This is a genomic window from Acidimicrobiales bacterium (assembly GCA_040219515.1).
GTDB lineage: Bacteria > Actinomycetota > Acidimicrobiia > Acidimicrobiales > Aldehydirespiratoraceae > JAJRXC01.
Genome location: JAVJSI010000014.1, coordinates 190,342 through 216,211, shown reverse-complemented (window position 1 = coordinate 216,211; position 25,870 = coordinate 190,342). Strand labels below are relative to the sequence as shown.

General features: G+C 68.9%; 24 protein-coding genes. 8 read left to right on the top strand and 16 right to left on the bottom strand.

Annotated features, from left to right (window positions below; translation table 11 throughout):
* Positions 1-2: 2 nt before the first annotated feature.
* Complete coding sequence (locus tag RIB98_14385) at positions 3-485, bottom strand: nucleoside deaminase (GenBank protein MEQ8842167.1); 483 nt, start codon at positions 483-485, stop codon at positions 3-5.
* Positions 486-616: 131 nt separating this feature from the next.
* Here RIB98_14385 and RIB98_14380 point away from each other — a divergent pair, with 131 nt between their 5' ends.
* Complete coding sequence (locus RIB98_14380; GenBank protein MEQ8842166.1) at positions 617-2,257, top strand: S-layer homology domain-containing protein; 1,641 nt, start codon at positions 617-619, stop codon at positions 2,255-2,257.
* A gap of 35 nt (positions 2,258-2,292) precedes the next feature.
* On the opposite strand, the gene RIB98_14375 is transcribed toward RIB98_14380, so the two are convergent.
* Positions 2,293-3,480 (bottom strand): MFS transporter, encoded by a 1,188-nt coding sequence (locus RIB98_14375; GenBank protein ID MEQ8842165.1) that lies wholly within the window; start codon positions 3,478-3,480, stop codon positions 2,293-2,295.
* Complete coding sequence (locus RIB98_14370; GenBank protein ID MEQ8842164.1) at positions 3,477-4,142, bottom strand: hypothetical protein; 666 nt, start codon at positions 4,140-4,142, stop codon at positions 3,477-3,479. The genes RIB98_14375 and RIB98_14370 overlap by 4 nt, the downstream gene beginning before the upstream one ends.
* A gap of 55 nt (positions 4,143-4,197) precedes the next feature.
* Between RIB98_14370 and RIB98_14365 the strand changes: the two genes are divergently transcribed.
* Entirely contained in the window at positions 4,198-5,238 is a 1,041-nt protein-coding gene (locus RIB98_14365) for a TIGR03857 family LLM class F420-dependent oxidoreductase (protein ID MEQ8842163.1), read from the top strand.
* Positions 5,239-5,266: 28 nt separating this feature from the next.
* Here RIB98_14365 and RIB98_14360 read toward each other — a convergent pair whose 3' ends face one another.
* The gene (locus tag RIB98_14360) at positions 5,267-5,770 is read right to left on the bottom strand and encodes an N-acetyltransferase family protein (protein ID MEQ8842162.1); all 504 of its coding nucleotides are present in this window, start codon (positions 5,768-5,770) and stop codon (positions 5,267-5,269) included.
* A complete protein-coding gene (locus tag RIB98_14355; GenBank protein ID MEQ8842161.1) occupies positions 5,767-6,543 on the bottom strand; it encodes an SDR family oxidoreductase in 777 nt (258 codons plus the stop codon). Before RIB98_14355 ends, RIB98_14360 begins: the two co-directional genes overlap by 4 nt.
* A 133-nt stretch (positions 6,544-6,676) precedes the next feature.
* On the opposite strand from RIB98_14355, the gene RIB98_14350 reads away from it, so the two are divergent.
* Entirely contained in the window at positions 6,677-7,552 is an 876-nt protein-coding gene (locus RIB98_14350; protein ID MEQ8842160.1) for a PQQ-binding-like beta-propeller repeat protein, read from the top strand.
* 29 nt (positions 7,553-7,581) lie between these two features.
* Here the strand turns inward: RIB98_14350 and RIB98_14345 are convergent, their stop codons facing one another.
* The gene (locus tag RIB98_14345) at positions 7,582-8,706 is read right to left on the bottom strand and encodes a hypothetical protein (GenBank protein ID MEQ8842159.1); all 1,125 of its coding nucleotides are present in this window, start codon (positions 8,704-8,706) and stop codon (positions 7,582-7,584) included.
* 73 nt (positions 8,707-8,779) lie between these two features.
* Between RIB98_14345 and RIB98_14340 the strand changes: the two genes are divergently transcribed.
* Genes RIB98_14340 through RIB98_14330 form a run of 3 tightly spaced genes read left to right on the top strand, consistent with a single transcriptional unit; the run spans position 8,780 to position 14,134 of the window.
* A complete protein-coding gene (locus tag RIB98_14340; GenBank protein MEQ8842158.1) occupies positions 8,780-11,074 on the top strand; it encodes an arylsulfatase in 2,295 nt (764 codons plus the stop codon).
* Between the two features lie 55 nt (positions 11,075-11,129).
* Positions 11,130-13,286: a malate synthase G gene (locus RIB98_14335; GenBank protein ID MEQ8842157.1), complete on the top strand. Its 2,157-nt coding sequence runs from the start codon at positions 11,130-11,132 to the stop codon at positions 13,284-13,286.
* 41 nt (positions 13,287-13,327) lie between these two features.
* Entirely contained in the window at positions 13,328-14,134 is an 807-nt protein-coding gene (locus tag RIB98_14330) for a VOC family protein (protein ID MEQ8842156.1), read from the top strand.
* A gap of 37 nt (positions 14,135-14,171) precedes the next feature.
* Here the strand turns inward: RIB98_14330 and RIB98_14325 are convergent, their stop codons facing one another.
* Genes RIB98_14325 through RIB98_14305 form a run of 5 tightly spaced genes read right to left on the bottom strand, consistent with a single transcriptional unit; the run spans position 14,172 to position 18,210 of the window.
* A complete protein-coding gene (locus RIB98_14325; protein ID MEQ8842155.1) occupies positions 14,172-14,618 on the bottom strand; it encodes a hypothetical protein in 447 nt (148 codons plus the stop codon).
* Positions 14,615-15,391 (bottom strand): class II aldolase/adducin family protein, encoded by a 777-nt coding sequence (locus tag RIB98_14320; GenBank protein MEQ8842154.1) that lies wholly within the window; start codon positions 15,389-15,391, stop codon positions 14,615-14,617. The genes RIB98_14325 and RIB98_14320 overlap by 4 nt, the downstream gene beginning before the upstream one ends.
* A gap of 21 nt (positions 15,392-15,412) precedes the next feature.
* Positions 15,413-15,910 carry a methylated-DNA--[protein]-cysteine S-methyltransferase gene (locus RIB98_14315; GenBank protein ID MEQ8842153.1) on the bottom strand — a complete coding sequence of 166 codons (498 nt, stop codon included), beginning with the start codon at positions 15,908-15,910 and terminating at the stop codon, positions 15,413-15,415.
* Positions 15,910-17,337, bottom strand: a complete 1,428-nt coding sequence (locus RIB98_14310) for an AlkA N-terminal domain-containing protein (protein ID MEQ8842152.1) — start codon at positions 17,335-17,337, stop codon at positions 15,910-15,912. Before RIB98_14310 ends, RIB98_14315 begins: the two co-directional genes overlap by 1 nt.
* 42 nt (positions 17,338-17,379) lie before the next feature.
* Complete coding sequence (locus RIB98_14305) at positions 17,380-18,210, bottom strand: arylamine N-acetyltransferase (GenBank protein ID MEQ8842151.1); 831 nt, start codon at positions 18,208-18,210, stop codon at positions 17,380-17,382.
* 55 nt (positions 18,211-18,265) lie between these two features.
* On the opposite strand from RIB98_14305, the gene RIB98_14300 reads away from it, so the two are divergent.
* Positions 18,266-19,297, top strand: a complete 1,032-nt coding sequence (locus RIB98_14300) for an LLM class flavin-dependent oxidoreductase (protein ID MEQ8842150.1) — start codon at positions 18,266-18,268, stop codon at positions 19,295-19,297.
* Between the two features lie 6 nt (positions 19,298-19,303).
* Here RIB98_14300 and RIB98_14295 read toward each other — a convergent pair whose 3' ends face one another.
* Both RIB98_14295 and RIB98_14290 read right to left on the bottom strand, forming a co-directional pair.
* The gene (locus RIB98_14295) at positions 19,304-20,728 is read right to left on the bottom strand and encodes a carotenoid oxygenase family protein (GenBank protein ID MEQ8842149.1); all 1,425 of its coding nucleotides are present in this window, start codon (positions 20,726-20,728) and stop codon (positions 19,304-19,306) included.
* 102 nt (positions 20,729-20,830) lie between these two features.
* Positions 20,831-21,445, bottom strand: coding sequence for a TetR/AcrR family transcriptional regulator (locus RIB98_14290; GenBank protein MEQ8842148.1), 615 nt, complete (start codon positions 21,443-21,445; stop codon positions 20,831-20,833).
* Between the two features lie 80 nt (positions 21,446-21,525).
* Between RIB98_14290 and RIB98_14285 the strand changes: the two genes are divergently transcribed.
* Positions 21,526-22,956, top strand: a complete 1,431-nt coding sequence (locus RIB98_14285) for an ABC transporter substrate-binding protein (GenBank protein ID MEQ8842147.1) — start codon at positions 21,526-21,528, stop codon at positions 22,954-22,956.
* A 137-nt stretch (positions 22,957-23,093) separates the two neighbouring features.
* Here RIB98_14285 and RIB98_14280 read toward each other — a convergent pair whose 3' ends face one another.
* From RIB98_14280 to gnd, 3 genes are read right to left on the bottom strand one after another with little or no spacing between them, the layout of a single operon-like run.
* A complete protein-coding gene (locus RIB98_14280) occupies positions 23,094-23,465 on the bottom strand; it encodes a DUF6027 family protein (protein MEQ8842146.1) in 372 nt (123 codons plus the stop codon).
* Positions 23,458-24,837 carry a glucose-6-phosphate dehydrogenase gene (gene zwf, locus RIB98_14275; protein ID MEQ8842145.1) on the bottom strand — a complete coding sequence of 460 codons (1,380 nt, stop codon included), beginning with the start codon at positions 24,835-24,837 and terminating at the stop codon, positions 23,458-23,460. Before zwf ends, RIB98_14280 begins: the two co-directional genes overlap by 8 nt.
* Positions 24,834-25,856, bottom strand: a complete 1,023-nt coding sequence (gnd, locus tag RIB98_14270; protein MEQ8842144.1) for a decarboxylating 6-phosphogluconate dehydrogenase — start codon at positions 25,854-25,856, stop codon at positions 24,834-24,836. The genes zwf and gnd overlap by 4 nt, the downstream gene beginning before the upstream one ends.
* Positions 25,857-25,870: the final 14 nt, after the last annotated feature.

Genomic DNA, 25,870 nt, shown 5'->3' with positions numbered 1-25,870 from the left:
GGTCAACCTTGCTCGCCGATGTCCTCGTTCCACAATTCCGGTTCGGCGGCGATGAAGTCGCGCATGATCGCCACGCACTCGGCGTCGTCGACGACCACGGTGGACACGCCCCGGCGGGCCAGGTGTTCCTCACCACCCATGAACGTGACGTTCTCACCGATGACCACCTTCGGGATGCCGTAGAGCAACGCCGCGCCGGTGCACATGTCACACGGCGACAGGGTGGTGTAGAGCGTCGCTCGCGCATAGGTCGAGGCGGGCAACCGGCCCGCGTTCTCGAGGCAGTCCATCTCCGCGTGGAGCACGACACTGCCGCGCTGCACGCGCCGGTTGTGGCCACGGCCGACGATCTCGCCGTCGACCATCAGCGCAGATCCGATCGGGATGCCGCCCTCTTCACGTCCGAGACGGGCCTCGGCGAGCGCGGCGTCGAGGCCGCGACGATCGTCGTCGGTCAGCTTCTCAGGGGCGGTTTCGGGGGGCATGGACAGATGCTATTCGTCGGCGGAGATATGGGCCGAACGGCCCATGTATCCGGGTCAAGTGCCCCCGGTGACATGCCGTTGCTTGTGCAATGCAAAAGGGGCGAGCACTCTCCGCGTTGTTGGCCGGTCTCATGATCGCCCCCCTCCTGGCGTTCGCTCAGATCACGCCGGCCGCGGCCGCCGAGAACTCGTGGATCGACACCCACGACCGCGCCGAGGTGCTCGCCGCCTACCGGGCGGAGTTCGATCGCACCGAGCCGGCCAGCGGCTGGAACGGCGACACCGGCACGTGCCACGCCGGCTCCACCAGCCAGGCATTCCGCGACAGCATCGTCCAGCGGGTCAACTGGTACCGCCGGATGGCCGGCCTCGACACGGTCACCGAGCGGGCGTCGTACTCCGCGGCCACCCAGCAGACCTCAGTGATGATGTCGGCGGAGAGAGCCTTGAACCACCAACCCGGCGGAGGATGGTCGTGTCACACTTCGGCCGGAGCCGAGGCGGCCGGGAAGAGCAACCTCGCGCTCGGCGTGAACGGCATCGACGCCATCGATGCCTACATCCGGGACCCCGGCGGCAACAACCACGCCGTCGGCCACCGCCGCACGATCCTCTACCCCCAGCTGCTCGAAGTGGGCTCCGGCGACGTCGACAGCCAGGGCCCCTACGCTGCCGCGAACACGCTCCACGTCTTCGACGACAACCTCTGGGGCACGCGTCCCGACGTCCGCGAAGACCGAGGCTTCGTCGCCTGGCCGCCCTCCGGCTACGTCCCGCCCGAGACGGTCTGGGGCCGCTGGTCCTTCTCCCTCGCCGGTGCGGACTTCAGCGCCGCCTCGGTGTCGGTCAGCGACTCGCTCGGGACCGTCGCCGTCGACGTCCTGCGCCGCATACAGCCGACGGTGCCCGGATCCACGATCGCCCCCGAACCGTCGATCGTGTGGGCGGTCGGCGGCGACACGGACTCGACCCAGCTTCCGGCCCCGACCGGCGGCGACGAGTGCTACACCGTCACGATCGGGGGTGTGAAGATCTCCGGCACCACGCAGGACGACTACTCGTACCGCACCTGCGTTCTCGACCCGAACTTCACGCCGTCCGGCGCGGCTCCGTCGCAGACCCCGGTGATGCCCGGCACCCCGGCGAATCCCGCAAACCCGGCGACCACCACGGTCGCCGGCGACTGTGACCCCATCGACTTCGGCGTGTGGACCGTGCCGTGCTGGGAAGGCCGGCCCACACTCGGCTCGATCGGCGACGTCGTGGCCGCCTGGCAGCGCGCACCGGTCGCCTGGCTCGTCGCCAACGACATCACGACCGGCGTGAGCCCGACGCGGTTCGACCCCGAGGCAGCGCTCACGCGGGCCCAGGCCGCGACCTTCGTCTGGCGCCTGGCCGGCTCGCCGGCCCCACCGTCCGATTCCCCGACGTTCAGCGATGTGCCGGCCGGGAGCTACTACGAGGACGCCGTGCGCTGGATGGCCCGGATGGGCATCACGACGGGCACCGGCGGCAACCGCTTCTCGCCCGAGGCCACCGCCACCCGGGCCGAGTTCGTGACGTTCCTCTGGCGCCTGGTCGACCAGCCGACCGTCAACGCCCCGATGCCCTTCACCGACCTGACGGCGCCTTGGCAGGTCACCGCCGTGCGTTGGGCGGCGATGGCCGAGATCACCACGGGCACGACGACGACGACCTTCGCGCCCAACGACTCGGTGACCCGTGGCCAGGCGGCCGCCCTCCTCTTCCGCTTCGCCGACGCCGTCGGCTGACTCGCCGCCATGGCGGTCGCGACGACACGACCGCGTCAGCGTGACGTCTCGCCGATGACCAGCGCCACCCAGGCGACCCCGACGAGGAGCATGCCGGCCAGCACCAGCGCGGCGGTCCCGAGGCCGGCCGCGTTGGCCACCCAGCCGACGGCGAACGGTCCGAGGAAGTTGCCCGTGCCCGACAGCGTGTGGAAGCCGGCGATGAACGGGCCCGGTTCGTCGGCCGGTGCGAGGTCCGTGCTGAGCGTCAACATGCTGCCGGCGCTCAGACCGTTGCCGAGACCGATGACCACGCCGCCCAGCACGGCCATCGCCACGGTGTCGGCCGCGGCGAGGACGACGAGCCCGGTGGCCATGAGTGAGAAGGCCGGAACCATCGACGACAGTCGTCCGAACCGGTCCATCAGCCAACCGGCCACCGGGAACAGCAGGAAGTCGGCCGCCGTGCCGACGGCCACGAGTAGACCGATGGCCGCCGGATCGAGCTCGAGTTCGTCGCCGATCAGCGGCACCACCACATAGCGGCCCTCACGGGCCGCGGCGATCAGGAGCGGCCCGAGCGAGGCGACGAGCAGCGCGCGTCGGTGACGCCACAGTGATGGTCCGATCCGCACCCGGTCGGCCGGCACCGCCACCGGGTGCTCGTCGCGTCCGCCGGTCAGCACGAGCGCGAGCAGTCCCACCGCGGTGATGCCCCCGGCCAGGAGAAACGTCGGATGCGGACCCCACCCGTCGTAGACCCAGCCGCCGAGCGCGGGGCCGAGCACATAGGCCAGCCGGTGCATTCCTCCGACGAAGGAGTTGATGCGACCCCGCAGCCCCACCTCGACGGCTCGGGCGACCACGAGTTGGCGCGACTGCGACAGCCCCGCGAACCCGAGGCCGTAGCCGACCCGCATCGCCACCAGCGCCACCGCGACGCCCGTGAAGCCGATCATGGCCGTGGTGAGCGCCATGAGCACCACGGTGTAGAGCATCAGGCGATCCGTGCCACGGCGCTCCGCGACCGCGCTCGCCGGCAATCCGCCGAGGGCCACGCCGATGCCGGTGGCGGCGAGAACGGTGCCGACCGAACCCAGGCTCAGTCCGGACTCCTCGAGGTAGAGGGGCAGGACGGGAAGAACCATGCCGGCACCCAGCGTCGCCATGCCCCACGGCAGATAGACGGGGACGAGGAGACGGCGGAGGGTGGGGCGAAGGGGCGGTGGTGTCGTCGCGGTCACGTCACCACGTGGGTGTCCGTCCCGAACGCCATCGGCACGAACCGTCCCGACCAGACGGCGTCGTCGGGAGCCGGTGTCGACGCCGCGCCGTCGTGGAACGACAGGACGACGCGCCGTGTGACCGGGTCGATGTCGCCGTCCCAGTCGGACGGCATGATCCGGGCGAGCGGGCGCAGACACAGCGAGGCGCCGTCCGACGACGGCAACACCGGATCCGGCGAGTCGTGGATGGTGACGTCGAGGGCGCTGTAGCGATGGTCGAGGGCGAGGGCCGGGGGCACACCGTCGGTGCCGGTCACGCCGCCGGGCTGCGCGTCGTCCGGGACATAGCTCCAGGTGTGGAGGTGCTCCCGCTCGGTGAACATCCGGTCCTCCTCCACCGCCAGTTCGACCTGCTGGGTGGCGAAGGCGACCCGGGCGTCGTCATGGCCGGGCAGGACGAAGTAGAGGGCCAGATGCCACCCGGTGCCGGGTTGCACGAACCGGCCGGCCGAGAACACCCCGGGCGCGGCGAGCCCGGTCGTGTAGTAGTGGTCGCGCTCGTACCAGTGGTTGAACGCCAGCTCGTGACCCGGGGTCGGCCGGATCAGGGCGAACACCACCGACCCGATGCGCACCACACCCTCTTCGTCGACCATCCCCGTGAGATCCCCTGCCCGCATGTCCCGAGCATGCCAAACGGGCGGCGGTCGTACCCCAGCGAATATGGTCTCGTCGATGACACGACCGGCCCCGACCCATCCCGAACTCGGCTTCTACACGCTGGCCGGCCAGGCCGCCTCGTCTCGCGATCTGGTCGACGAGGTGCGCGCCGCCGAGGACCTCGGCCTCGGCTGGGCGTTCATCTCCGAGCGCTACGACAAGAAGGAAGCGGCGACGCTGAGTGGTGCCGCCGGTGCCGTCTCCGAACGCATCGGCATCGCGACGGCCTCCACCAACCACAACACCCGCCACCTGATGGTGACGGCCGCCTACGCCCGCACCATGCAGTCGCTCACCGGCGGTCGCTTCGTGCTCGGCCTGGGGCGGGGCATCGCCCGCATGCAGGACGCCTACGGCATCGGTCGGATCACCACGGCCCAGATGGAGGATGCCGCAGGTCTCTTGCGGCGACTCTTCCGAGGCGAGGTGATCATGGGTCACGACGGCCCGGCCGGGAAGTACCCCGTCCTCCACCTGTCGAGCGAACTCGACGAACACCTGCCGATGGGGCTCACCGCGTTCGGACCCAACTCGCTCGCACTCGGCGGACGCTGCTTCGACCAGGTCGTGCTCCACACGTTCTTCACCGACGAGACGACCACGCGAGCGGTCGAGACGGTCAAGAACGCAGCCGTCGACGCGAGACGCGACCCCGACGACGTGAAGGTGTGGTCGTGCTTCGCCACCGTCAGCGACGCGATTCCCGAGGAGCGCCGGCTGATGAAGACCGTCGGCCGGCTCGCCACCTATCTCCAGGGCTACGGCGACCTGCTCGTGTCGACGAACAACTGGGATCCGGCGGTGCTCGAACGATTCCGGGCCGACGAGACCGTCAGCAATTTCCAGGGCGGACTCGACGTCGCCGGCACCCCCGAGGTGCTCGCCCACGTCGCCACCCTCCTGCCCGACGAGTGGCTGGCCCCGATGGCCACCGGTTCCGCCGCGGACTGTGCCGAGGCGGTGAAGGGACAACTCGCCCTCGGGTGCGACGGCGTGATCATGCACGGGGCCACGCCGTCCGAGCTGGCGCCGATCGTCGCCGCCTACGGCGCCTGACCCTGCCTGCTGGTCCCGCGCCGGTCGTTCAGCCGATTCGACGCACCATGAACACCAGGTCGAGCCATTGGTCGTGCTTCCAGCCGACCTCGCGCAGCCGCCCCTGTTCCTCGAAGCCGACCTGCTCGTGGAAGCGCAACGACCCCACGTTGGATGCGTCGATCGCGCCGACCATCGTGTGGACGTCGGCCGCCGTCGCCCGGGCGACCAGTTCGTCCATCAGCGCCCGGCCGACACCTCGGCCCGAGCCCGCGCCGTCGACATAGACCGAGTGCTCCACGGTGAAGCGGTAGCCTGGCAGCCGCTCGTTGTCACGGAACGGCCCGTAGCTGGCGAAGCCGACGACCACGCCGTCGTCGTTCGCCACGAGTACCGGCAGTCCTGCTGCCGTCTGCGACTCGAACCATGCAGCCCGGTTGGCGAGTGAATACGGCTCGGTCCGCCAGATCGTCGTGGTGTCGACGATCGACGCGTTGACGATTCCGGTGATGCCGGCGACGTCGTCGGCAACAGCGTCTCGGATCGAGATCAATCGAGGTCCGGCGCCCAGCTCGACCCGTTGATGTGGCCACCGCCGTCGACGAAGAGCGTGTTGCCGGTCATGTAGCGGCACGCCTCGCTGGCGAGGAAGACGGCCACCGGGGCGATGTCGGTCTCGATGTCGCCGATGCGGCCCATGGGGTTGCTGGCATCGGCCGCGGCCACGAGCTCGGGGTGCTCGCCCATCACGGCGTTGAACGACGCCGACTTGGCCGCCGGACAGATCACGTTGGCCACGATGCCGGTGTCGGCCCACTCGCGGGCGGCCGTGCGGGTGGCGGCCCGCAGTGCTTCCTTGCTGCTGTTGTACTCGACCGTGCCCATGTGGGCGTTGACGCCGTTGAGCGAACACATGTTGATGATGCGCCCGTAGCCGGCCGGCGCCATGTGGGCATGCGCCGCGATCATCGTCCAGAACGGCCCCAGGAAACCGACGTCGAGGCCGCCCGTCATCAGCTGCTCGGTCTTCTTCTCGACCCGCGAGATCATCCCGCCGCCCCAAGCGTTGTTGACGAGGATGTCGAGCTTTCCGAAGTGGTCGACCGCGTGCTGCACCATGGCTTCGCAGTCGCTGCGGTCACCGGCGTTGGTGCGGATGAACGAGGCTGCGTCGCCGATCTCCTCCGCCACCGCGGCGCCCGTGCGCTCGTTGATCTCCCCGATGACCACCTTGGCGCCTTCTCGGGCGAACACGCGAGCGATACCGGCGCCGATCCCGTCGCCACCACCGGTGACCACTGCCACTCGTCCGTTCAACTGACCCATCGTGTCTGCCCCTCGTACCGTCGACCGCTGATGCGTCGAGCCCTGTGCTGTCGGACCGTAGTTTCGGCGTCGGACCGGCGCACTTCGGCGCGGGCGCGCCAACCCGGGCGACCAACACCGCGAGACTGGCAGTATGGCCATCGACCTCCGCCGACCGCGTCGGATCACCGTGGCGGCATCGGCCGTCGCGGTGCTGGCGGCATCGCTGGTGTGGTGGGCGGTAGCGCAACCGTCGGACGACGTGTGCGACGGCGAGGTCGGGCCGGCTGCGCTCGTCGCAGTCGACGCCGCGACCGGCAACGAGGCATGGACCAGCCTGGTCGGGTCAGCCGTCATCGGCGACACGACGGTCGAGGACAATCGTCTGCACGTCCGCACCCCCGATCACGAGCTCGTCGTCGCGATGGACTCGGGCGAGCTCGTCAGCTGCGTCGACGTCGGCCAGGAGATCATCGCCCCCCAGGCGACGAGCGGGCCGATCCCACCCGCCGCGCCCGCTCCCGAGGTCCACGTCGCCGACGGCGTCCGGCTGGAAGTCCTGCCGGCCTCCGAAGGCTCGGTGAACCGACAACAGATCCGGCTGACCACGATCGACGACGAGTCCGGCGACGAACGGTGGACGGGCGTCGTGCCCGGGTTCGAGGCTCGACTGGCCGCCGGCGTCGTCGCGGTCATCGACCAGACCGGGGGAACGGGCAACTTCAACTGGGCCGATCAGGAGACCCGGCTGACCGCCTACTCACCCGATGGCGACCAGCTCTGGCATGTGGCACTCCCCGGGAGCCCGAACGACGCGATCGGTGTCGGCGACCTGGTGGTCGCCCCCGGCGAGACGTCGATCGTCGCGGTCGACGCCGCCACCGGTGGCGTGGTCTGGGACGTCGACCACGGCAGTCCGGGTGCGAACGGCCGCTATGACATCGCCGGCGAGTACGCCCGACTGTTCGCGACCGACGACGGCACCGTCGTCGTGGGCGTCATCGAGGCCCGCGAGCCCTATCGCGACTGAGCGCGAACACGCAGGTCTCGCATGTCGGCTCAGGTGTCGAGCAGGTCGTGGAAGCCGAACTGGGTGTGCGGTCCGAAGATGATCTGCTCGAAGAGGCCGACGCCGTGCTTGTCACCATCGGTCGTCCGCATCGTGGCGTTCACCGTGTGATGCACGTGCTGCACCGACGGGTCGGCGGGATCGAGATCGGACAGGTTCCATTCCTCGGCCCCCACTTCGAGCTCGCCGTGGTGGTAGCCGTGGCCCCACACGAAGTTCGTGTAGCCCAGCGCCTTCATCTGGAACCTGAGCTGCGGCTCCAACACGAGCGTGTAGGGGTCGCCCTCTTCGGGCTCGAGATCGAACTCGGCCCGCGATACCCAGCGGGTGCCCTCGCGGAACTCCAGTCGCTGGCCCACCGGTTCGAGTCGGAACACCCCTGGGGTCGATTCGTCGACCGAGGGCGGCACCGGTTCGAGCACGGGGACGCGGAACCCGTCAGCCCGCCAGAACTTGCCCCCCGGCTCCTGGAAGTAGCCGAACAGCCGGCACTCGTCGTCGAAGTGGATCGGTGCCCACAGCCAACAGTTGCCACCGGCGCGCATCTCCCGGCCGGCCGGCTTCTCGCCCACCGGCCGGATGCCCCACGACCGATCGCGGACGCCGACCATGTCGTCGTGCGTGAAGGTCGTCGTCTCGCCCCGGACGGTCACCTCGCCGGCCCAGGTCCCGAACTGGGTGAACCGGAACATGTCGAGCACCCGGACCGGACCGGCGTCCATGTACGTGTGGTCCTCGGCCAGCGCGCCGGTGCGGGCCTTCCACGTCAGGTTCGCGGTGAGATCGGTGTCGTTCTCCTCCACCGTGATCCGCAGCTCCTTCATCGGCTCGACGACCTCGAGCCGGAACGGTCCCATCGTCGTCACCATCGGGTCCTCGGGGGCGTGACCCGACGCGTGGAACGCGTACTGGTGGTCACCCTTGACGATCGACAGCGAGCAGTCGGCCACGCCCAGGTTGGTGTATCGCCCGAACGCCGCCTCGATCGAGAACTCGGCCTGGCGGTGAAAGGCGCCGAACCAGTAGCGGCCGTAGTGATTGCGGTCGCCCGTGGCAGGCACCGCGATCGGACGCGGGGCCTGGTGGATCGGATAGTCGTCGAGCGGAGAGAGCATGGCTCAGTCGTACTCGACGCGCGTCCCGCACACCACTCGACAATGGTGACCCGACGGTGACTAGCGTCCGGGGATGGAACCCGGACAGTTCGAGGGTCGCATCAGCCGCTGGTACCCCGACGCCGAGCCGTGGTGGCCCGAACCGGTGCGGCCCCACGGCGACGCCCCCAATGTCGTCGTCGTGCTGCTCGACGACGTCGGCTTCGCCCAGACCGGGCCGTACGGATCGGACATCGCGACACCCACGATCGATCGACTGGCCGGTGGCGGCCTGACGTTCACGAACTTCCACACGACTGCGCTGTGCTCACCGACCCGGGCCTGCCTGATGACGGGCCGGAACCACCACTCGGTCGGCATGGGCCGCATCACCGACCTGGCGATGGGGTTCCCCGGCTACGACGCGACGATCTCCAAGGCCAACGGCTTCCTGCCGGAGATGCTCGTGCCCGCGGGCTATCACGCGACCATGGTCGGCAAGTGGCACCTCACCCCCCGCGATCTCCAGCATCTCGGGTCTCCCCGCACCACCTGGCCGACCGGCCGGGGCTTCGAACGCTGGTACGGCTTCTTCGAGGGCGAGAACCACCAGTTCGGTCCCTCGCTGATGCACGACAACCATCAGGTGCCTCCCCCGGCCACCCACGAGCAGGGCTACCACCTGACCGAGGACCTGCTCGACCACGCGATCGACCACGTCACCGACCTCCGCAACGCCGACCCCGACAAGCCCTTCTTCCTCTATGTTGCCCCCGGGGCCTGCCACTCGCCGCACCAGGCCCCGCGCCGCTGGCTCGACCACTACCTCGGCGCCTTCGACGACGGCTGGGACATCTGGCGGGAGCGGACGTTCGCCCGGCAGAAGGGCCTGGGCGTGATTCCCACTCACACCGAGCTCTCGCCCCGGCCCGACTGGGTTCCGGCCTGGGCCGACCTGAGCGATGACGAACGCCGGGTTCACGCCCGGTTCATGGAGGCCTTCGCCGCCATGATGAGCCACACCGACGAGCAGATCGGTCGTCTCGTCGAGCATCTCGAGAACATCGGCGACCTCGACAACACGCTGTTCATGGTGCTGAGCGACAACGGCGCCAGCTCCGAGGGCGGCGTGGGTGGCTCGCTCAACGACATACGACAGTGGAACGGGCTGGGCACCTCGCTGCGGGAATCGCTCGAACGCATCGACGAGATCGGCGGACCGAAGATCCACAACAACTACCCGTGGGGCTGGACCGTGGCCGGCAACACGCCGTTCCGTCGGTGGAAGCGCGAGGTCCACGAGGGCGGCATCGCCGACCCGCTCGTCGTCCACTGGCCCACCGGCATCGAGGCGCGTGGCGAACTGCGACACCAGTACGTCCACGCGATCGACCTGGCACCGACGATCCTGCGGGCGTGCGGCGTCGAGCCTCCGCCCGTGATCGCCGGCATCGAGCAACGCCCGATCGAGGGCACCTCGATGCAGCCGGTACTCGCCGATCCAGGAGCCGACGAGATCCGTACGACGCAGCACTACGAGATGCTCGGTTGCCGGGCGCTCTACGACCACGGCTGGAAGGCCGTGACCTACGTGGAGATCCAGGACGAGGACGCGCCGCTCGACGACGAGCACTGGGAGCTGTACGACCTCCGGGCCGATCCGACGGAGCTCCACGACCTCAGTGGCCGCGAGCCCGAGCGGCTCGACGCGATGATCGCCTCGTGGTGGGAGCGAGCCGAGGAGCACCAGGTACTCCCGATCGACAATCGTGCGTTCAGCGACCGGGTCGTCGACCGTCCCAACGCCGTGCCGGCCCGCGAGCGCTACGTCTACCGGCCGAGCAGCGGCATGGTCCCCGAGGAGACGGCGGCCGACATCCGCAATCGCGACCATCGGGTCACGGCGACCGTAGTCGTGGGCGAGATGGTGGGTGGGGAGATCGGCGACGAGGCTCCCGACGGCGTGCTCGCCCAGCAGGGCAACGTGCTCGGCGGATGGTCCTTCCACCTCGACCACGGGGACCTGGTGTGGCACTGCAACGTCGCAACTCGGCGCATCCACGAGGTTCGCGCGGCGGTCGCGCTGCCGCCGGGTCGTCACGAGCTGGCCGTCCGCTACGACAAGTCGACCGAGATCGGCGGACGGGCGACACTTCTCGTCGATGGTGAGACCGTCGCCGCGGTCGACGTGTCGTGGCACTGCCTCACCCGCTGGTCCATGACCGGGTCAGGACTGCGGATCGGTCGTGCCGATGCGCTACCCCCGTGCGACGACGCCGGCGCCGCACAGCCGTTCTCGGGCCGTCTCGAGACCGTCGTCATCGACGTCACCGGTCCTGCCCACCACGACCCCGAGGGCGATACCGCCACCGCCATGGCCGCCCAGTGACCCGCCGCACCCCGGGGATGTCGGGGCTGGTGACCGACCGGTAGCCTGCTGGGTCATGGTGACCATCGGTGAACTCGAGATCGCACAGACCCTCCACGACTTCGTGGAGCAGGAACTGACTCCCGGCAGCGGGGTGTCCGCCGCCGATTTCTGGGCCGGCCTCGACGCGATCATCGCCGACCTCGGTCCCCGCAACGCCGCACTGTTGAGCCGCCGAGACGACCTCCAGGCCAGGATCGACGAGTGGCACACGAGCCATCCGGCGCCGCACGATCACTCGGCCTATGTCGAGTTCCTGCGCAGCATCGGCTATCTCGATGCCGGTCCGACCGATGTGGCGATCCGCACCGAGAACGTCGACACCGAGATCACCTCGGTGGCCGGGCCCCAGCTGGTGGTGCCGCTCGACAACGCCCGCTATGCGTTGAACGCGGCCAACGCCCGCTGGGGCAGCCTCTACGACGCGCTCTACGGCACCGACGTCATCAGTGACGACGGCGACGCCGCCGCCGGCAAGGGCTACAATCCGCGGCGGGGGGCGAAGGTCATCGCCCGGGGCCGGGCGTTCCTCGACACCCACTTCCCGCTCGCCGACGAGAGCCATGCCGACGCAACGGGCTACCGGGTCGACGACGGCACGCTCGTCGTCACCCTCGGCGAGGGCAGCACCACGCTCGTCGACTCGACCCAGTTCGTCGGCCATTCGGGCCCGGCGGCCGAGCCGACGTCCATCCTGCTCCGCAAACACGGCCTCCACGCCGACATCCGCATCGATCGCGCCGACGACATCGGCAAGGACGACCCGGCCGGCGTGGCCGACATCGACCTCGAGTCGGCCGTTTCCACGATCATGGACTGCGAGGACTCGGTGAGCGCGGTCGACGCCGACGACAAGGTCGTCGTCTACGGCCACTGGCTCGGCCTCATGAAGGGCGACCTGGTCACCACGTTCCAGAAGGGCGGCGAGACCCTCGAGCGCAAGCTCAACCCCGACCGGATCTACACGGCCCCCGACGGCAGTGAGCTCGTGCTCCAGGGTCGCTCCCTGATGCTGGTCCGCAACGTCGGCCATCACCTCACCACCGATGCCGTCACCCGCGGCGGCGAGCCGGTCTTCGAGACGATCCTCGACGCGATGGTCACCGCCCTCGCGGCCAAACACGACCTGCTCGGCACCGGCGCATTCCGCAACAGCCGCACCGGATCGATCTACATCGTCAAGCCGAAGATGCACGGTCCCGACGAGGTGGCCTGGGCGTGCGAGCTGTTCAGCCGGGTCGAGGACGTGCTCGGGCTCGAGCGCAACACGATGAAGATGGGGATCATGGACGAGGAGCGTCGCACCTCGCTCAACCTCGCCGCTGCGATCGACCAGGCGAAGGATCGCATCGTCTTCATCAACACCGGCTTCCTCGACCGCACCGGCGACGAGATCCACACCGACATGGAGGCCGGCCCGGTCCTGCCCAAGGGCGAGATGAAGGGCGCCACCTGGCTGCTGGCCTACGAGGACGCCAATGTCGACACCGGACTCGCCTGCGGTCTCCAGAACCGGGCCCAGATCGGCAAGGGAATGTGGGCCAAGCCCTCCGAGATGGCCGAGATGGTCGAGGCCAAGGTCGCTCACCCGTCGGCCGGCGCAACCTGCGCCTGGGTGCCGTCGCCCACCGCAGCCACGCTGCACGCGACGCACTACTTCGATGTGAACGTCGCCGCCCGCCAGGAGGAGCTGCTCTCGCGAGCGCGCCGGTCCGTCGACGACCTCACCGCGATCCCACTGCTCGATCGTCCGCTCTCACCCGAGCAGATCCAGACCGAACTCGAGAACAACAGCCAGTCGATCCTCGGCTACATCGTGCGCTGGGTGGGGATCGGCGTCGGCTGCTCGACCGTGCCCGACATCGAGGACGTCGGTCTCATGGAAGACCTCGCCACCCTGCGCATCTCCAGTCAGCACGTGGCCAACTGGCTCCACCACGGGGTGCTCACCGAGGAGCAGGTGCGCGACGCGATGGGTCGCATGGCCGCGAAGGTCGACGAGCAGAACGCCGACGACCCGGACTATCGGCCGATGGCCGCCGACCTCGACGCCAGCATCCCGTTCCAGGCCGCGCTCGAGCTGGTGCTCGGCGGGCGCAACGAACCCAACGGCTACACCGAGCGCATCCTGCGCAAGAACCGCCGGGCCATGAAGGCGACCCTGGCCGGCTGACCCCCTCCTGTCGTCGAGGGGCGGGGCGGTAGCGTCGGGCCATGACCGCGCCCGAAGGACCCCAGCCCGTCTCGATCGGCACCGCGATGGCGGCGCTCACCCCGCTCGTCGGTCGCACGCCCACGACGACCGACGAAGAGAAGGCCGAGGCGTTCGCCGAACTCGCACCGGTCCGCGACGGCGGCATCTACGTCGGCCACTGGGGCCAGGGTCGCAGCGAATGGGAACGCCACCCGGCCGACGAAGTGGTCGCCGTCGTCGCCGGCGAGACGTCGCTCACGCTGTTGATCGACGACGAGGAGGTCTCCCACACCCTCGGCCCCGCCCAAGTGATCGTGGTTCCTGCGCTCACCTGGCACCAGTTCACGACCGTCGACATGGTCCAGGTCATCACGGTGACACCACAGCCCGGAAACCACCAGGCCGAGCGACCGACGGCCGCCGACGCGATGACGACCTCTCCGTCCACACCACGGCTCGATGCCCTCGGCGTCATCGCCACCGACGTCGCGGCCTCGTTGGCGTTCTACCGCCGACTCGGGATGAGCTTCGAGCAGTTCGGCGAGGGACACCACGAGGCGACGATGCCGAGTGGGTTCCGGCTGATGATCGACGACGTGGCCACGATCGAGTCGTTCAGCACCTACGAGCCGGCCAGCGGCGGTCGCAATGTCGCGCTGGCGTTCGCCTGCGACACCCCGGCCGAGGTCGACGCCGCCTTTACGGCCACCACCGCGGGCGGCGCCCCGGTCAAGACCGCACCGTTCGATGCACCGTGGGGTCAGCGCTACGCCACCGTCGTCGATCCCGACGGCAACCCCGTCGACCTGTTTGCGCCGCAGGGGTAGTCGGTCCCGGCCGTCGCCGGCGCGCCGCCGCGGACAGCTACCGAGCAGACCGACGGAGCTGGACCGCGGCGAAAATCGCGAAGCCGAGCAGGGTCGGTACCAGCACGAACCCGGCCAGAATCATCAGGCCGCCCCCTATGTTGGCGCCCGTGACAGGCTCGGTCGCCACGGCGTAGGTGACGCCTGCGTAGGCGGCGACCCCGGCGAGGGGAACCACGACCCGAAGCCAACCAGGCTGGAATCGATCGGTTCGCAGTCCCTGGACCAGAACGGTCGCAGCAAGGACGACAACGAACAGTGACGCGATGCCGATGCCGTGGCGCTGGCCGGCGGAAAGAACCGGTGGAGCCCACAGGTAGTCGGCGTCCCGGACCTGGTCGGCAGTGAGATCGTCCGGAAGTGCCGATGCCATCCACCAGATCAGCGGAGCGACAGCGACGACACTCAGGGCGATGAGCCCCACTCGCAGCACACGCTTCGTCACAGGACGACGGAGGGGTCCGGGACCAGGTCGCGGGCGGCCCACTGGAAGAGTCGCCACCCGACCTCGGGTCCGCCGAGCGTCGACTCGACAGCCTTGGCAGCCTCCTCGCTGATCGGGCGCGCATCAGGCGCCTTCACATGGACCTCGGCGACCCGCTCGGCCTGCACGAACCAGCCCACGGCCTCGGCCGGCGACGCACCACCGGTGAGCAGTCCGTGGTTGCGCAGGATGCAGAGCTTGTTCGAGCCCATCGCCTCGGCGATGCGGTAGCCACCGTCGGTGGTGAGCACCTCGAGATCGTCGCCGAGATACATCGACTGGTCGAACACGAACGCGCACGACTCCTGGCTGATCGCCGAGAACGGTGTCACGTTGGCCGACCACGGCGTGCCGAAACCCGTGTGCGTGTGGGCCGCCGAGACCAGCGACGGGTGGGAGTCGAGGATCGGCCAGTGGATGCAGTACGCAGCATGGTTGATGCCACCGGCAGCCTCCTCCGCCCCTCGCCCGTCGGGACCGACCAGCACGAGATTGTCGATCGTGGCGTCGCGAAAGGGGATGCCGTAGCCGAGGACCCAGAAGTGGTCGGTGAGGATCGGATCACGTGCGGTGACGTGTCCGTCGCCGAGCTGGCCCCACCGCATCGCCGCGAAGATGCGGTAACCGATCGCCGCCTCCCACTTGCGCAGCAGCCGCAGTTCGTCGAGGTCGTCGACCACCGGCGGTGCGATGTCGTAGGTGATGTCGGGGTAGCGATCGAGTACCAGCGCCATCGCGCCAGGGTAGGTCCTCGCTCAGACCCCAGGAAGTCCCTGCTGGGCCTGCTCGAGATTCAACAGCCGACGCTTCGTGTCGAGCCCGCCGGCGAATCCGGTCAGCGAACCGTCGGCCCCGACGATGCGGTGACACGGCAGGATCACGGGAATCGGGTTGCGTCCGTTGGCCGCGCCCACCGCCCTGAATGCTCCGGGCCGACCGATGGCGTCGGCCTGCTCGCCGTAGGAACGCGTCTCGCCGTAGGGAACGGTGGCGAGTGCCCGCCAGGCGTCGACCTGGAACTCGGTGCCCTGCAGGTCGAGGGTCAGGTCGAACTCGCGGCGCTCGCCGGAGAAGTACTCGCGAAGCTGGGCCGCGGCCGACTCGAGCATCGGGTCGTCGTCGACCTCGGGCAGGTCGTTGGGCAGCCCGACCGAGTCCGGCTCCTGACCTTCGAAGAGCACATGGCTGAGCCCTTTGTCGGAGGCCACGAGCGTGAGTACTCCGATCGGGCTGTCGAGGTGGCGGATGTGCATCAGGACTTCTCCTCGGGTTCGAGACTACGGAGGCTCGCCCAGAGGTGCTGGGCGGCCAGTGAGCGGTGCGGACTCCAGACCGATGCCAGTTCGGCGACCGCCTCGGCGGTCGGCGGGTCGTCGCGGTCGAGCATGCGGCCCGCCGCCTCGCGGATGCCGAGATCGCCACTGGGGATCACATCGGGGTCGCGTGACACCCGCATGGCGATCACGTCGGCCGTCCACGGACCGATCCCCTTGACGTCGACGAGCTGCGCTCGGAGATCGGTGGGACGGGCGGCGAGGTCGACCGCACCGCTGACGACGCCGTGGGCCAGGGCCCGGATGGTCGCCACCCGCACACCGGGCATGCCGGGCCCCTCGGGCTCCAACCCGCAGAGCGCGTCGGCGGTGGGAAACAGATGGGTGAGACCGAGCACTTCGCCGGGCAGGGGACGCCCGTGGCGCTCCACGATCCGCCCGGTGAGCGTGGTGGCGCCGGCCACGGAGACCTGTTGACCGACGATCACCCTCACCGCCGTCTCGAATCGGTCCCATCCCCCGATCACCCGTAGCCCCCGCTGGCGGCCCACGATGGGCGCGAGGAGCGGGTCGGCGAGCAGATGGTCCTCGGCCGAACGGACGTCATCGTCGAGCCCGAACATCGTGCGGATACGGGCGACGTCGTCGATGATCGAATCGAACGTCGGCAGATGGGCGATCAGCTCCAGGTGGGGTGCCTCACCCCGCAGGTCCACCTCGACGACGCCGGGGTTGCCGCACACCTCGAGTGTCCGGCGGTAGACGCCGTCGTCCACCAATTCGACCCCGGGCGTCGCGCGCGGCCGAAGGTGACGCAACGCCGCCGCCCGGTCGAGGGGTTCCACGAAGGGGAGGCGAAGGCGCAGACCACCATCGGCCACCAGCACGTCGCCAGCCCGTCGCTTGCGGCGCAGCTCGCCGGGCGAGAAGCGGAAGATGCCCTCGATCACCCGGTTCATCTGACGAACGGACCCGAACCCGGCTGCGCCGGCGACCGCGGGCATCGCCAGGTTCGTCTCGTCGAGAAGGCGGCGGGCGAAGTGGGCACGCCGTGAGCGGCCGACGAACGCCGGCGTCGCACCCACGTGCTGTTCGAAGAGCCGACGCAGCTGTCGGGTCGAGTAGCCGACCCGGTCGGCCAGCGCCTCTTCGTCGAAGCGATCGAGGAACCCGTCGCTGATGAGCCCGAGGGCGGTGGCGACGGCATCGGGGACGCCCGCAACGGTCGCGGCGGGCAGGTGGCGGTCCGGGCGGCAGCGGAGACACGACCGGTAGCCGGCGGCCTCCGCGGCTACCGGCGACGGGAACGGCGAGACGTTCTTCGGGTCGGGCCTCGCACTGCACTGCGGCCGGCAGTAGATGCCGGTGGTCGCCACCGCGCTGACTCGGCTTCCGCTGGTTCCCATGTCCTGCAGTATGCCCAACCTGCTCGGACACATTCGGACACGTCAGACCAGGGGCTCGTCCGCCCCGTTGAGCGCCCGGTAGTCGAGGACCATGCGCACCTCGTCGACGAGCTGGCGGGAGAACCCGGCAGTACCGGCCAACCAGTCGTCGGTCTCGGCGTCGGAGAGCGACTGCATCGTGGACCCCGTGTCGTCGAGACGGGTCAGGCTGGTTCCCTTGAGGAGCCAGACGCCGGTGGCGTCGTTGATTCCCACCCGGATCTCCTGATTGAACGGGCTCGACGACCGACTCCTCTCATTGGCCTCGATCGTGAACTCGTGGTCCATCTCAGCCAGGATCCGACACGGAACCCGCACATCCGGGTCGGGCGTCGAACAGTCGAACATCCAGTGGTCGCCGTCGGGCCACGCACTGGTGACGAACGCACCATGTTCGACGGTGGTGGGTTCGTCCCGCAACGGCACGGGCACATCGCCGTGCACGGACGTGTCGACCATCCATCGTTCACCGTCGATCGTCACGATCGTCGTGCCGTGATTGACCTCGACGTCGAACATCGATGCGGAGTGGAGACGAGCGTCGAACCCGAGTCCGACGAGCAGCGCGTGCAACGCGTTGTTGCTTCCCCAGCACGTACCGCCGGCGCCGGTGAGCAACCATGCCGCGAAGAAGTCGTCGGGCCGGATGCCGGGCAGCTCGGGCAGCTCGAAGTGCAGGGCCACGAGCTTGCGCATGTTGTCGAAGGGCACCCGACGGCACCATGCCGAATAGATGTCGTGGAGACCTCGGAGGTCGGGGGCGGGCCGTTGCCCGAACCCGAGTCGCTCCACGACCTCCTCGACGGAGCGTGACGACAGTGGCGGGAACGGCATCGCCTCAATCTGCCACGCCAGGCGACTCGGTGCGTCGTCCGCGAGGCTGCAACGAATGCCCGACGGGAATTCTCGGGTCGACTCGACGGTTCTCTCCTGGTTGATGCACCTCTCGGTACTCGACCAGACCCCCATCCCCTCGGGAAGCACCGCCGGCGAGGCGTTGCGGAACTCGATCGACCTCGCCCGGCGGTGTGAGCAGTTCGGCTACCACCGGTACTGGGTGGCGGAACACCACAACACCGGGGGCCTGGCGGGCTCGTCGCCCGAGGTCCTCATCGGCCACATCGCCGAGGCGACCGAGCGGATCCGCGTCGGCTCGGGCGGCGTGATGATGCCGCACTACTCGCCCTACAAGATCGCCGAGAACTTCCGGGTGCTGTCGAGCCTGCATCCCGGCCGCATCGACGTCGGGGTGGGTCGTGCTCCCGGTTCGGACCAGGCGACGATGGTCGCCCTCGCGCCCGACCACCAGCCGATCTCCGTGCAGAAGTATCCGGCCATGGTCATGGAGCTCGACGGTTTCCTCCACGACGACCTGGCCGAGACGAGTCCCTTCCACGGTCGCGTCGCGGCCACCCCCGTACCCGAGGCGCCGCCGCAGCTCTGGCTGCTGGCGTCGAGCCCGGACAGCGCGTCCTACGCCGCGCACTTCGGCCTGCCCTTGGCGTTCGCCGACTTCATCTCACAGTCCGACGGCGCGGTGATCGCCGCCCAGTACCGCGAGCACTACCAGCCGAGCGAGCGTTGCCCCGAGCCGCAGGTGCTGGTCGCCGCCAGCGTCATCTGTGCCGAAACCCACGAGGAGGCCGACGCCCTCGCAGCCGGTGTGCAGCTCTGGCGCCGCCGAGGCCTCCAGGGACCGATCCCCTCACCGGCCGACGTGACCGCCGACGTTCCCGGCCCGCTGAGCGTGCCGCCCAGTCGCAAGCCGATGATCCAGGGCAATCCGAGCACGGTGGCCGCAAATGTCACCGCGATGGCCGATCGCTACGGCGCCGACGAGTTCATGGCCGTCACGATCACGTGGAGCCACGAGGCCCGCGTGCGTAGCTACGAACTGCTCGCCGAGCAGCTGCTCGACTGACGGTCGTCACCCGGCCGGAAACCAGTTGGCGTGGAAGCCGAACGGCATCCGCTGCGGGATCTGCACGCGAGCGATGGGCCCGTCCTCGACCCGTCGAGCGTCGAGCACCACGACCTCGCTCACCCCCGTATCGGTGTTCACCGTGGAGTTCACGAGCCAGCCGTCGTCCTCGGCCGTGCCGTCGGGGTCGGGCGCGAACACGCTCTCGCCGACGTGCCCGCCGTCGCCCGCGTACCAGCGTGTGCGCGTGTCGGTCGCCGTGTCGTACTTGACGATGGTGTCGAAGTCGCCGACGCCGGTGTGCTCACGGGTGAAACCCGACATGTAGAGACAGTGCGTCTCCCGCCCCGTCAGGTCGTCGTTGAACCGACAGAACTCCCCGTTGGCGTCATCGAAGAACTCGCTGCCCGCAGTGCCCGACTCGAGGTCGATCCAGTAGCGCGCCGGGCGACCCTCGTTCTGGTCGACACCGCTGGCCTTCTCCGACGCCTCGGATTCGATCCCGAACTCCATCCGTTCGAAGCGAACCCCCGACAGCTCGATGCGGTTACCGTTCTCCCACGCGTTCCAGAAGTGCTGGACGTGGGAGGTCGGCACCTCGAACCAGCGGACGTCGGCGGCCTCACCGTGGCGCGGAATGATCCCGAGGCGGGTGCCGTTCTCCTCGCGCCACTGGACCATCGGTTCGCCGCTGGCCAGGCCGGCCATGTCGAACACGATCGGGCTGTCGAGGAACACCGCGTAGTGCTCGGTGAGGAGCATGTCGTGCATCATCACGGGGGCCGGCATGTCGATCTCGACCTTCTTGACCAGCGCGCCGGCCGCGTCGGCCACGTAGTAGGTCAGGAACGGTGGGAAGAAGTTGTAGGCGAAGAAGAACATCTCGCCGGTGAACGGATCGATGCGGGGGTGCGCCGTCATCGCGCCCTTCAGTGCACCGTTGAAGTTCCACTCGCCGATGGTCGTGAGGTCGGGGGCGATCTCCGTCGGCAATCCCTGTTCCCAGAGTGCCAACAGCTTGCCGGCGTGGCGGACGATGTGAGTGTTGGCCGGGTTCTTCACCGGCCCGGCGTCGCCCACGATCGACTCGTCGGGAAAGTTCATCACATCACTGAGGCCGGGGTACACGGCCCGACCGAGACCGGCTTCGGCGACGAGGGCCCGACTGCGGATCCAGCGATTGCGATACGAGGCTCGGCCGTCGGCGAAGTCGACGCCGTGGAGCATCCCGTCGCCGTCGAACATGTGGTACTTCCCGATCGGCTCGAACATCGGGTTGGGGCCGTTGCGCACGAACGACCCGTGCAGGCCGGCGGGGATCTCGCCGATCACGTCGCACGCGGCCATCTCGACCTCGCGCTCGACCGGGAACATGGCTCCGGAGAGATCCGGTTGGTCGGCAGCGTTCGTGACATGACCGGTGAACGTCATCGGCATCCTTTCGACGGCGAGGTGAACAGTGTTCACCTCATTGTCGCGTATTGCGAATCCGGCCGCGTCCGGCGGGTCGAACCGACGAATCAGACCGGCGAATCAGACCGGGCGTTCGACCATTCCGTCGACGACGAGCCGGACACCGTGCTCGACCAGCTGCGCTCGCGACATCAACCCGAGTCGGGCGAGCTGCTGGAGCGCGCCCGACATTGTGTTCAGGACGATCTCCGGCTCGAGGTGGGCACTGATCTCGCCGCGTTCGTGGGCGGCACCGAGCACCTGGGTGAACGCCGCAACCGGCGGACGGATGTGACGCTCCACCGTGCTGGTCCACAGCTCGCGGTCGACCCGGAACACCTCCTGGAGGGCGGGAAGTCCACGGAGGAACTCGGGGCGAAGGGTCAGCTCCACGTGTTGCACCACGATGTCGCGCACGTCATCGACCAACGCGCCACGGTCCGGCACCCGGAAATCGGCGACGTCCTCGAACAGCGCATCGCGCACCAACTCGGCCTTCGACCCCCACGTGCGGGAGAGGTACCGACGATAGAGCCCGGCCTCGGCCGCCACGGCCTCGAGCGTCATCTGCTCGTAGCCCTGCTCGGCCAAGAGCCGCCGGGTCGCGTCGAGCACGGCCACACGGTGCTCGCCGATCGGCGGCCGTCCCCGGCGCGCCGAACCGGTGTCGGACTCCGGTTCTGCTGGTCCTCGCACGGTCATCGAGGCTACGATACGCCATTAATGTCCCACCCTGGGACAAAACCTGCACCATGTGCACCCTTGGAGGGACTTCCATGACGATCCAACGACTCGGGCTCCTGCGTCTGCTCGCTCTCTTGTTGAGCTTCGTGCTCCTCGCTGCCGCGTGCGGCGATGACACGAGCAGCAGCGAGACCGATGCCGACGTCGATGCGGACGCCGACACGGACGCTGACGCTGACGCCGATACCGACGCCGATCCGGACACGGATGCCGATGCCGACACCGATGCCGACACCGATGCCGACGTGCCGCTGACCGCGTCGTCCAAGGGCGTCACCGAGGACACCATCTCGGTCGGCGTGTCACTGCTCGACTTCCAAGCGCTCATCGACCTCGGCCTCAGCCCGGCGGGCTGGGGCGACCAGGTCGCGTTCTGGGACATCATGATCGACCACGTCAACGACAACGGAGGCGTGCTCGGCCGCTCCATCGAGCCGGTCTACGAGCTCTACTCGGCCATCGACCCCGAGGACGCCGATCGTGTCTGCACGGCCCTCACCCAGGACAACGACGTCTTCGCCGTACTCGGCGGCTTCGTCGGCCCGCTGGCCGGCACCGTCGACCCCTGCATCACCGGCCTCAACGAGACCATCCTCGTCGGCGGCGACCAGACCGACGACGAGCTGGCGCAGTCCGTCGCCCCGTGGTTCATGCCCGGTCAGGCCGCCAACGCCTCCACCACCATTCTTCTCAACCTGCTCGAGGAGAACGGCGATCTCGAGGGTGCCAAGGTCTTCGTGATGGCCGGACTCGCCGACGAGCCCAGCCACGATTCCACCATCCAGGAGATCGAGGACCGGGGCGTCGAGGTCGTCGGCGAGGGCATCGTGATCGCCCCCGATGGCGACACCGCCGCGCAGGACGACGAACTCGCCCTCATGACCGAGGTCATCAAGGAGTCCGGTGCCACTGCGGTGTTCATCCACGGCAACCCGTCATCGAGCATCCGCGGACTCGCCGACGCCGGTCTCAACACCACGCTCGACATCTGGACGAACAACCCGTCCGGACTCGGCAACCTCGGCGACACCATCACCGACAAGTCCGTGGCCGATGGCGTCGTCACCGCGACGGGCCCCAGCGACACCCTCATCTGGGAGGACGCTGCGTACCAGAGTGAGTGCAGCGAGGTCGTCGCCGCCGCCCAGCCCGACCTCGACATCCGTCCGCCGCTCGACTACGCCGAAGACGAGGAGAACATCTTCAACGGCATCCGCTACGGCTGCCGGTTGATCTATCTCTTCAAGATCATCGCCGAAGCAGCCGGCCCCGAACTGACCCCGGAGTCGTTCCGGGCCGGTGGCGAGAGCCTCACGGACTTCACGTTCCCGGGTTCGCCCAACGCATCGTTCTCGGCCGACAAGCTGTATGCCGACGACCTGTTCTCGTTGGCCATCTACGACTCCACCGCCGGCGACGGCCAGGCCGTACCCGTCGGCGAACCGGTGGACATCTTCCCCTAGCCAACCCCTCCCCCGGCCCACCTCGACCACGCCACCGTTGCAACGGGGGTCAGACCCCCGTTGCATTCGGGGTCAGACCCCCGTTGCAACCAGCGAGTTGGGACGGGGGTCTGACCCCAGCGTCCCGGTGTCCGACCTCAGGGGTAGACGTCCGGCTGGTCGAGGGGGATGTTGAGCCACTCGACGATCTGGCGGACGGTCTCGTAGGCCTCGAGCTTGGCCTCGACCGTACCGATCTCTTCGGCCGCGGCGAACGGCTCACGGAGCCGACGGGCCATCCGGGGGCCGAGTTCGAGTAGTCCGCTGCTCCCCTCGGTGGCCCACTTCGCCAGGACGTAGTGAACGAGCGCTCCCAGCGGCACATCGATCGCGTCGCTCAGGTTCGTGAGGGTCGACAGCGGGTCGAGGTGGGCGTAGGCCGCGATGTCGGCCTTGAAGTTCGCGTCGGCGTCGTCATCGGGCCACGGACCCGTCCAGCCTTCGACGGTGACGGTGCGCGGTTCAATCACAATCCTCCCACTTCATGCCTCCGGCCAGTAGCCGATCCGCTTCCTTGGGTCCCCACGAACCGCGTTCGTAGAGGGCGACGGGCGGCGCGTCGATGAGCACGTCTTCCACGATGCGCCACGACTCCTCGACGCTGTCCTGGCGGGCGAAGAGGCGGGCGTCGCCGGCCAGCGCATCACCGAGCAGTCGCTCGTAGGCATCGGTCGCGCCGCCACCGAGGGCTTCGTCGTAGTCGACCTCGAGATCGACGGGCCGGGCCATCATCCCCAGGCCCGGCACCTTCGCCTGCATCGTGAGGGTGATCATGTCGTCGGGCTTCATGCGGAAACGCAGCACGTTCGCCGCGGGTTCCCCGCCGTCGTCGAAAATGGCGCTCGGCGGTCGACGGAACTGCACGACCGCTTCGGTCGCAGTCGTCGCCAGGCCCTTCCCGGCCCGGATGATGAACGGCACCCCGGCCCAGCGCCACGAGTCGATCTCGAGCCGCACGGCCACGTAGGTCTCGGTGTCCGACGCCGGATCCACGCCGTCCTCGTCGCGATAGTCGCGGTACTGACCGCGGACGATGTCGGCCGCGGTGAGCGACTTCGTGGCCCGCATGATCTTCACCTTCTCGTCGCGCATGGCGTCGGGGTGCTTGGAGACCGGCGGCTCCATCGCCAGCAGCGCCACGATCTGGAGGAGGTGGTTCTGCACCACATCCCGCAGGGCGCCGACGTCGTCGTAGAAACTGCCGCGACCCTCGATGCCGAACGACTCGGCCATGGTGATCTGCACCGACGCGATGTGGTTGCGGTTCCACACCGGCTCCAGGATCGAGTTGGCGAACCGGAAGACCATCAGGTTCTGCACCGGCTCCTTGCCCAGGAAGTGGTCGATGCGGAACACGGCGGACTCGTCGAAGTGGCGATGCAGGATCTGGTTGAGCTCCACTGCCGAGGCGTGGTCTCGACCGAAGGGCTTCTCGACCACGATGCGGCCACCCTCGTTGAGACCGACGCGAGCGAGCCCGGCGGCGACATCGTCGAACAGCGCCGGCGGGATCGCCAGATAGGCGACGGGGTGAGTTGCGCCTTCGAGCGACTCGGCCAGCCGGTCGAACATCGCCTCGTCGCGATAGTCGCCCGACACGAACCGAAGGCGGGCGAGCAGGCGGTCGAGGACCGCGGGCTCGAGGTCGGGCCCGAACTCCTCGAGCGCGGCTCGTCCGTGTTCGCGGAATCCGTCGTCGTCCATCTCGGTACGCCCGACCCCGACCACGGGCACGTCGAGTCGATTGTTGCGTTCCAGCTCGTACAACGCAGGGAACAGCTTCCGGCGCGAGAGATCGCCGCTGGCCCCGAAGAGGACGAGCACGTCGCCGGCGGTGGTCACGTCTCGTCCTCGGTCTTCTCGTGGTGACCGCCGAAGGCGTGACGCATGGCCGACAGCACCTTCCCGGCGGTCTCGTCGTTGCCCCGACTGGCGAACCGCTGGTGCACGGCGGCCGTGAGCACCGGCGCCGGTACGCCCACGTCGATGGCCGCCTGGGCCGTCCACCGGCCCTCGCCCGAGTCGCTCACCCGACCCTCGAAGGCGCTGAGCTGCGGATCGCGGGCCAGCGCGCCGGCGGTGAGGTCGAGCAGCCAGGATTCGATCACCGAGCCCCGCCGCCACAGCTCGGTGATGCCGCTCAGGTCGAAGTCGTAGCGGTAAGCGGCCGGTTCTCGCAGTGGCGCGGTCTCGGCGTCGACGGGGCGGTCGACCGCACCGAGGTTCGCGTGATCGAGGAGGTTCAGTCCCTCGGCGATGGCGGCCATCATCCCGTATTCGATGCCGTTGTGGACCATCTTGACGAAGTGGCCGGCACCACTCGGGCCACAGTGCAACCAGCCCTTCTCGGCCGGGGCGGGGTCGCCCGCACGACCCGGGGTGCGCGGCGCGGCATCGACGCCCGGAGCAATCGTGTCGAGAATCGGGGCGATCGAGGCCACCACGTCGGTGGGTCCGCCGACCATCAGGCAGTAGCCGCGTTCGAGCCCGTGGACGCCGCCCGACGTACCGATGTCGACGAGCTCGATGCCCCGCTCGGCCAGTCCGGCGCTGCGGTGGAGGTCGTCGTTCCAGTTCGAGTTCCCACCGTCGATGATCACGTCGCCGGCCTCGAGCACGTCGGCCACGCCGGCGATCACCGCGCCCGTGGCGGCGGCGGGCACCATCACCCACACCACGCGAGGACTCTTCAACTCGATGCTGAGGTCGGTCAACGCCGCTGCGGGGATGGCGCCGTCGTCGGCCAGCGCGGCGATGGCCAACTTGTCGAGGTCGTTGACCACCACCTCGTGGCCACCGGCCATCAATCGCCGGCTGAGGTCACCACCCATCCGTCCGAGTCCGACCATGGCGATTCGCATCAACATCTCCTGAG

Coding starts and splice junctions, on each gene's coding strand:
- RIB98_14335 (MEQ8842157.1), top strand. CDS start 11,130: ATGGTGACCATCGGTGAACTCGAGATCGCACAGACCCTCCACGACTTC.
- RIB98_14365 (MEQ8842163.1), top strand. CDS start 4,198: ATGACACGACCGGCCCCGACCCATCCCGAACTCGGCTTCTACACGCTG.
- RIB98_14305 (MEQ8842151.1), bottom strand. CDS start 18,210: ATGCCGTTCCCGCCACTGTCGTCACGCTCCGTCGAGGAGGTCGTGGAG.
- RIB98_14320 (MEQ8842154.1), bottom strand. CDS start 15,391: ATGGCGCTGGTACTCGATCGCTACCCCGACATCACCTACGACATCGCA.
- RIB98_14340 (MEQ8842158.1), top strand. CDS start 8,780: ATGGAACCCGGACAGTTCGAGGGTCGCATCAGCCGCTGGTACCCCGAC.
- RIB98_14310 (MEQ8842152.1), bottom strand. CDS start 17,337: ATGGGAACCAGCGGAAGCCGAGTCAGCGCGGTGGCGACCACCGGCATC.
- RIB98_14295 (MEQ8842149.1), bottom strand. CDS start 20,728: ATGACGTTCACCGGTCATGTCACGAACGCTGCCGACCAACCGGATCTC.
- RIB98_14330 (MEQ8842156.1), top strand. CDS start 13,328: ATGACCGCGCCCGAAGGACCCCAGCCCGTCTCGATCGGCACCGCGATG.
- RIB98_14345 (MEQ8842159.1), bottom strand. CDS start 8,706: ATGCTCTCTCCGCTCGACGACTATCCGATCCACCAGGCCCCGCGTCCG.
- RIB98_14285 (MEQ8842147.1), top strand. CDS start 21,526: ATGACGATCCAACGACTCGGGCTCCTGCGTCTGCTCGCTCTCTTGTTG.
- RIB98_14315 (MEQ8842153.1), bottom strand. CDS start 15,910: ATGCACATCCGCCACCTCGACAGCCCGATCGGAGTACTCACGCTCGTG.
- RIB98_14355 (MEQ8842161.1), bottom strand. CDS start 6,543: ATGGGTCAGTTGAACGGACGAGTGGCAGTGGTCACCGGTGGTGGCGAC.
- gnd (MEQ8842144.1), bottom strand. CDS start 25,856: ATGCGAATCGCCATGGTCGGACTCGGACGGATGGGTGGTGACCTCAGC.
- RIB98_14350 (MEQ8842160.1), top strand. CDS start 6,677: ATGGCCATCGACCTCCGCCGACCGCGTCGGATCACCGTGGCGGCATCG.
- RIB98_14370 (MEQ8842164.1), bottom strand. CDS start 4,142: ATGCGGGCAGGGGATCTCACGGGGATGGTCGACGAAGAGGGTGTGGTG.
- RIB98_14300 (MEQ8842150.1), top strand. CDS start 18,266: ATGCCCGACGGGAATTCTCGGGTCGACTCGACGGTTCTCTCCTGGTTG.
- RIB98_14385 (MEQ8842167.1), bottom strand. CDS start 485: ATGCCCCCCGAAACCGCCCCTGAGAAGCTGACCGACGACGATCGTCGC.
- RIB98_14380 (MEQ8842166.1), top strand. CDS start 617: ATGATCGCCCCCCTCCTGGCGTTCGCTCAGATCACGCCGGCCGCGGCC.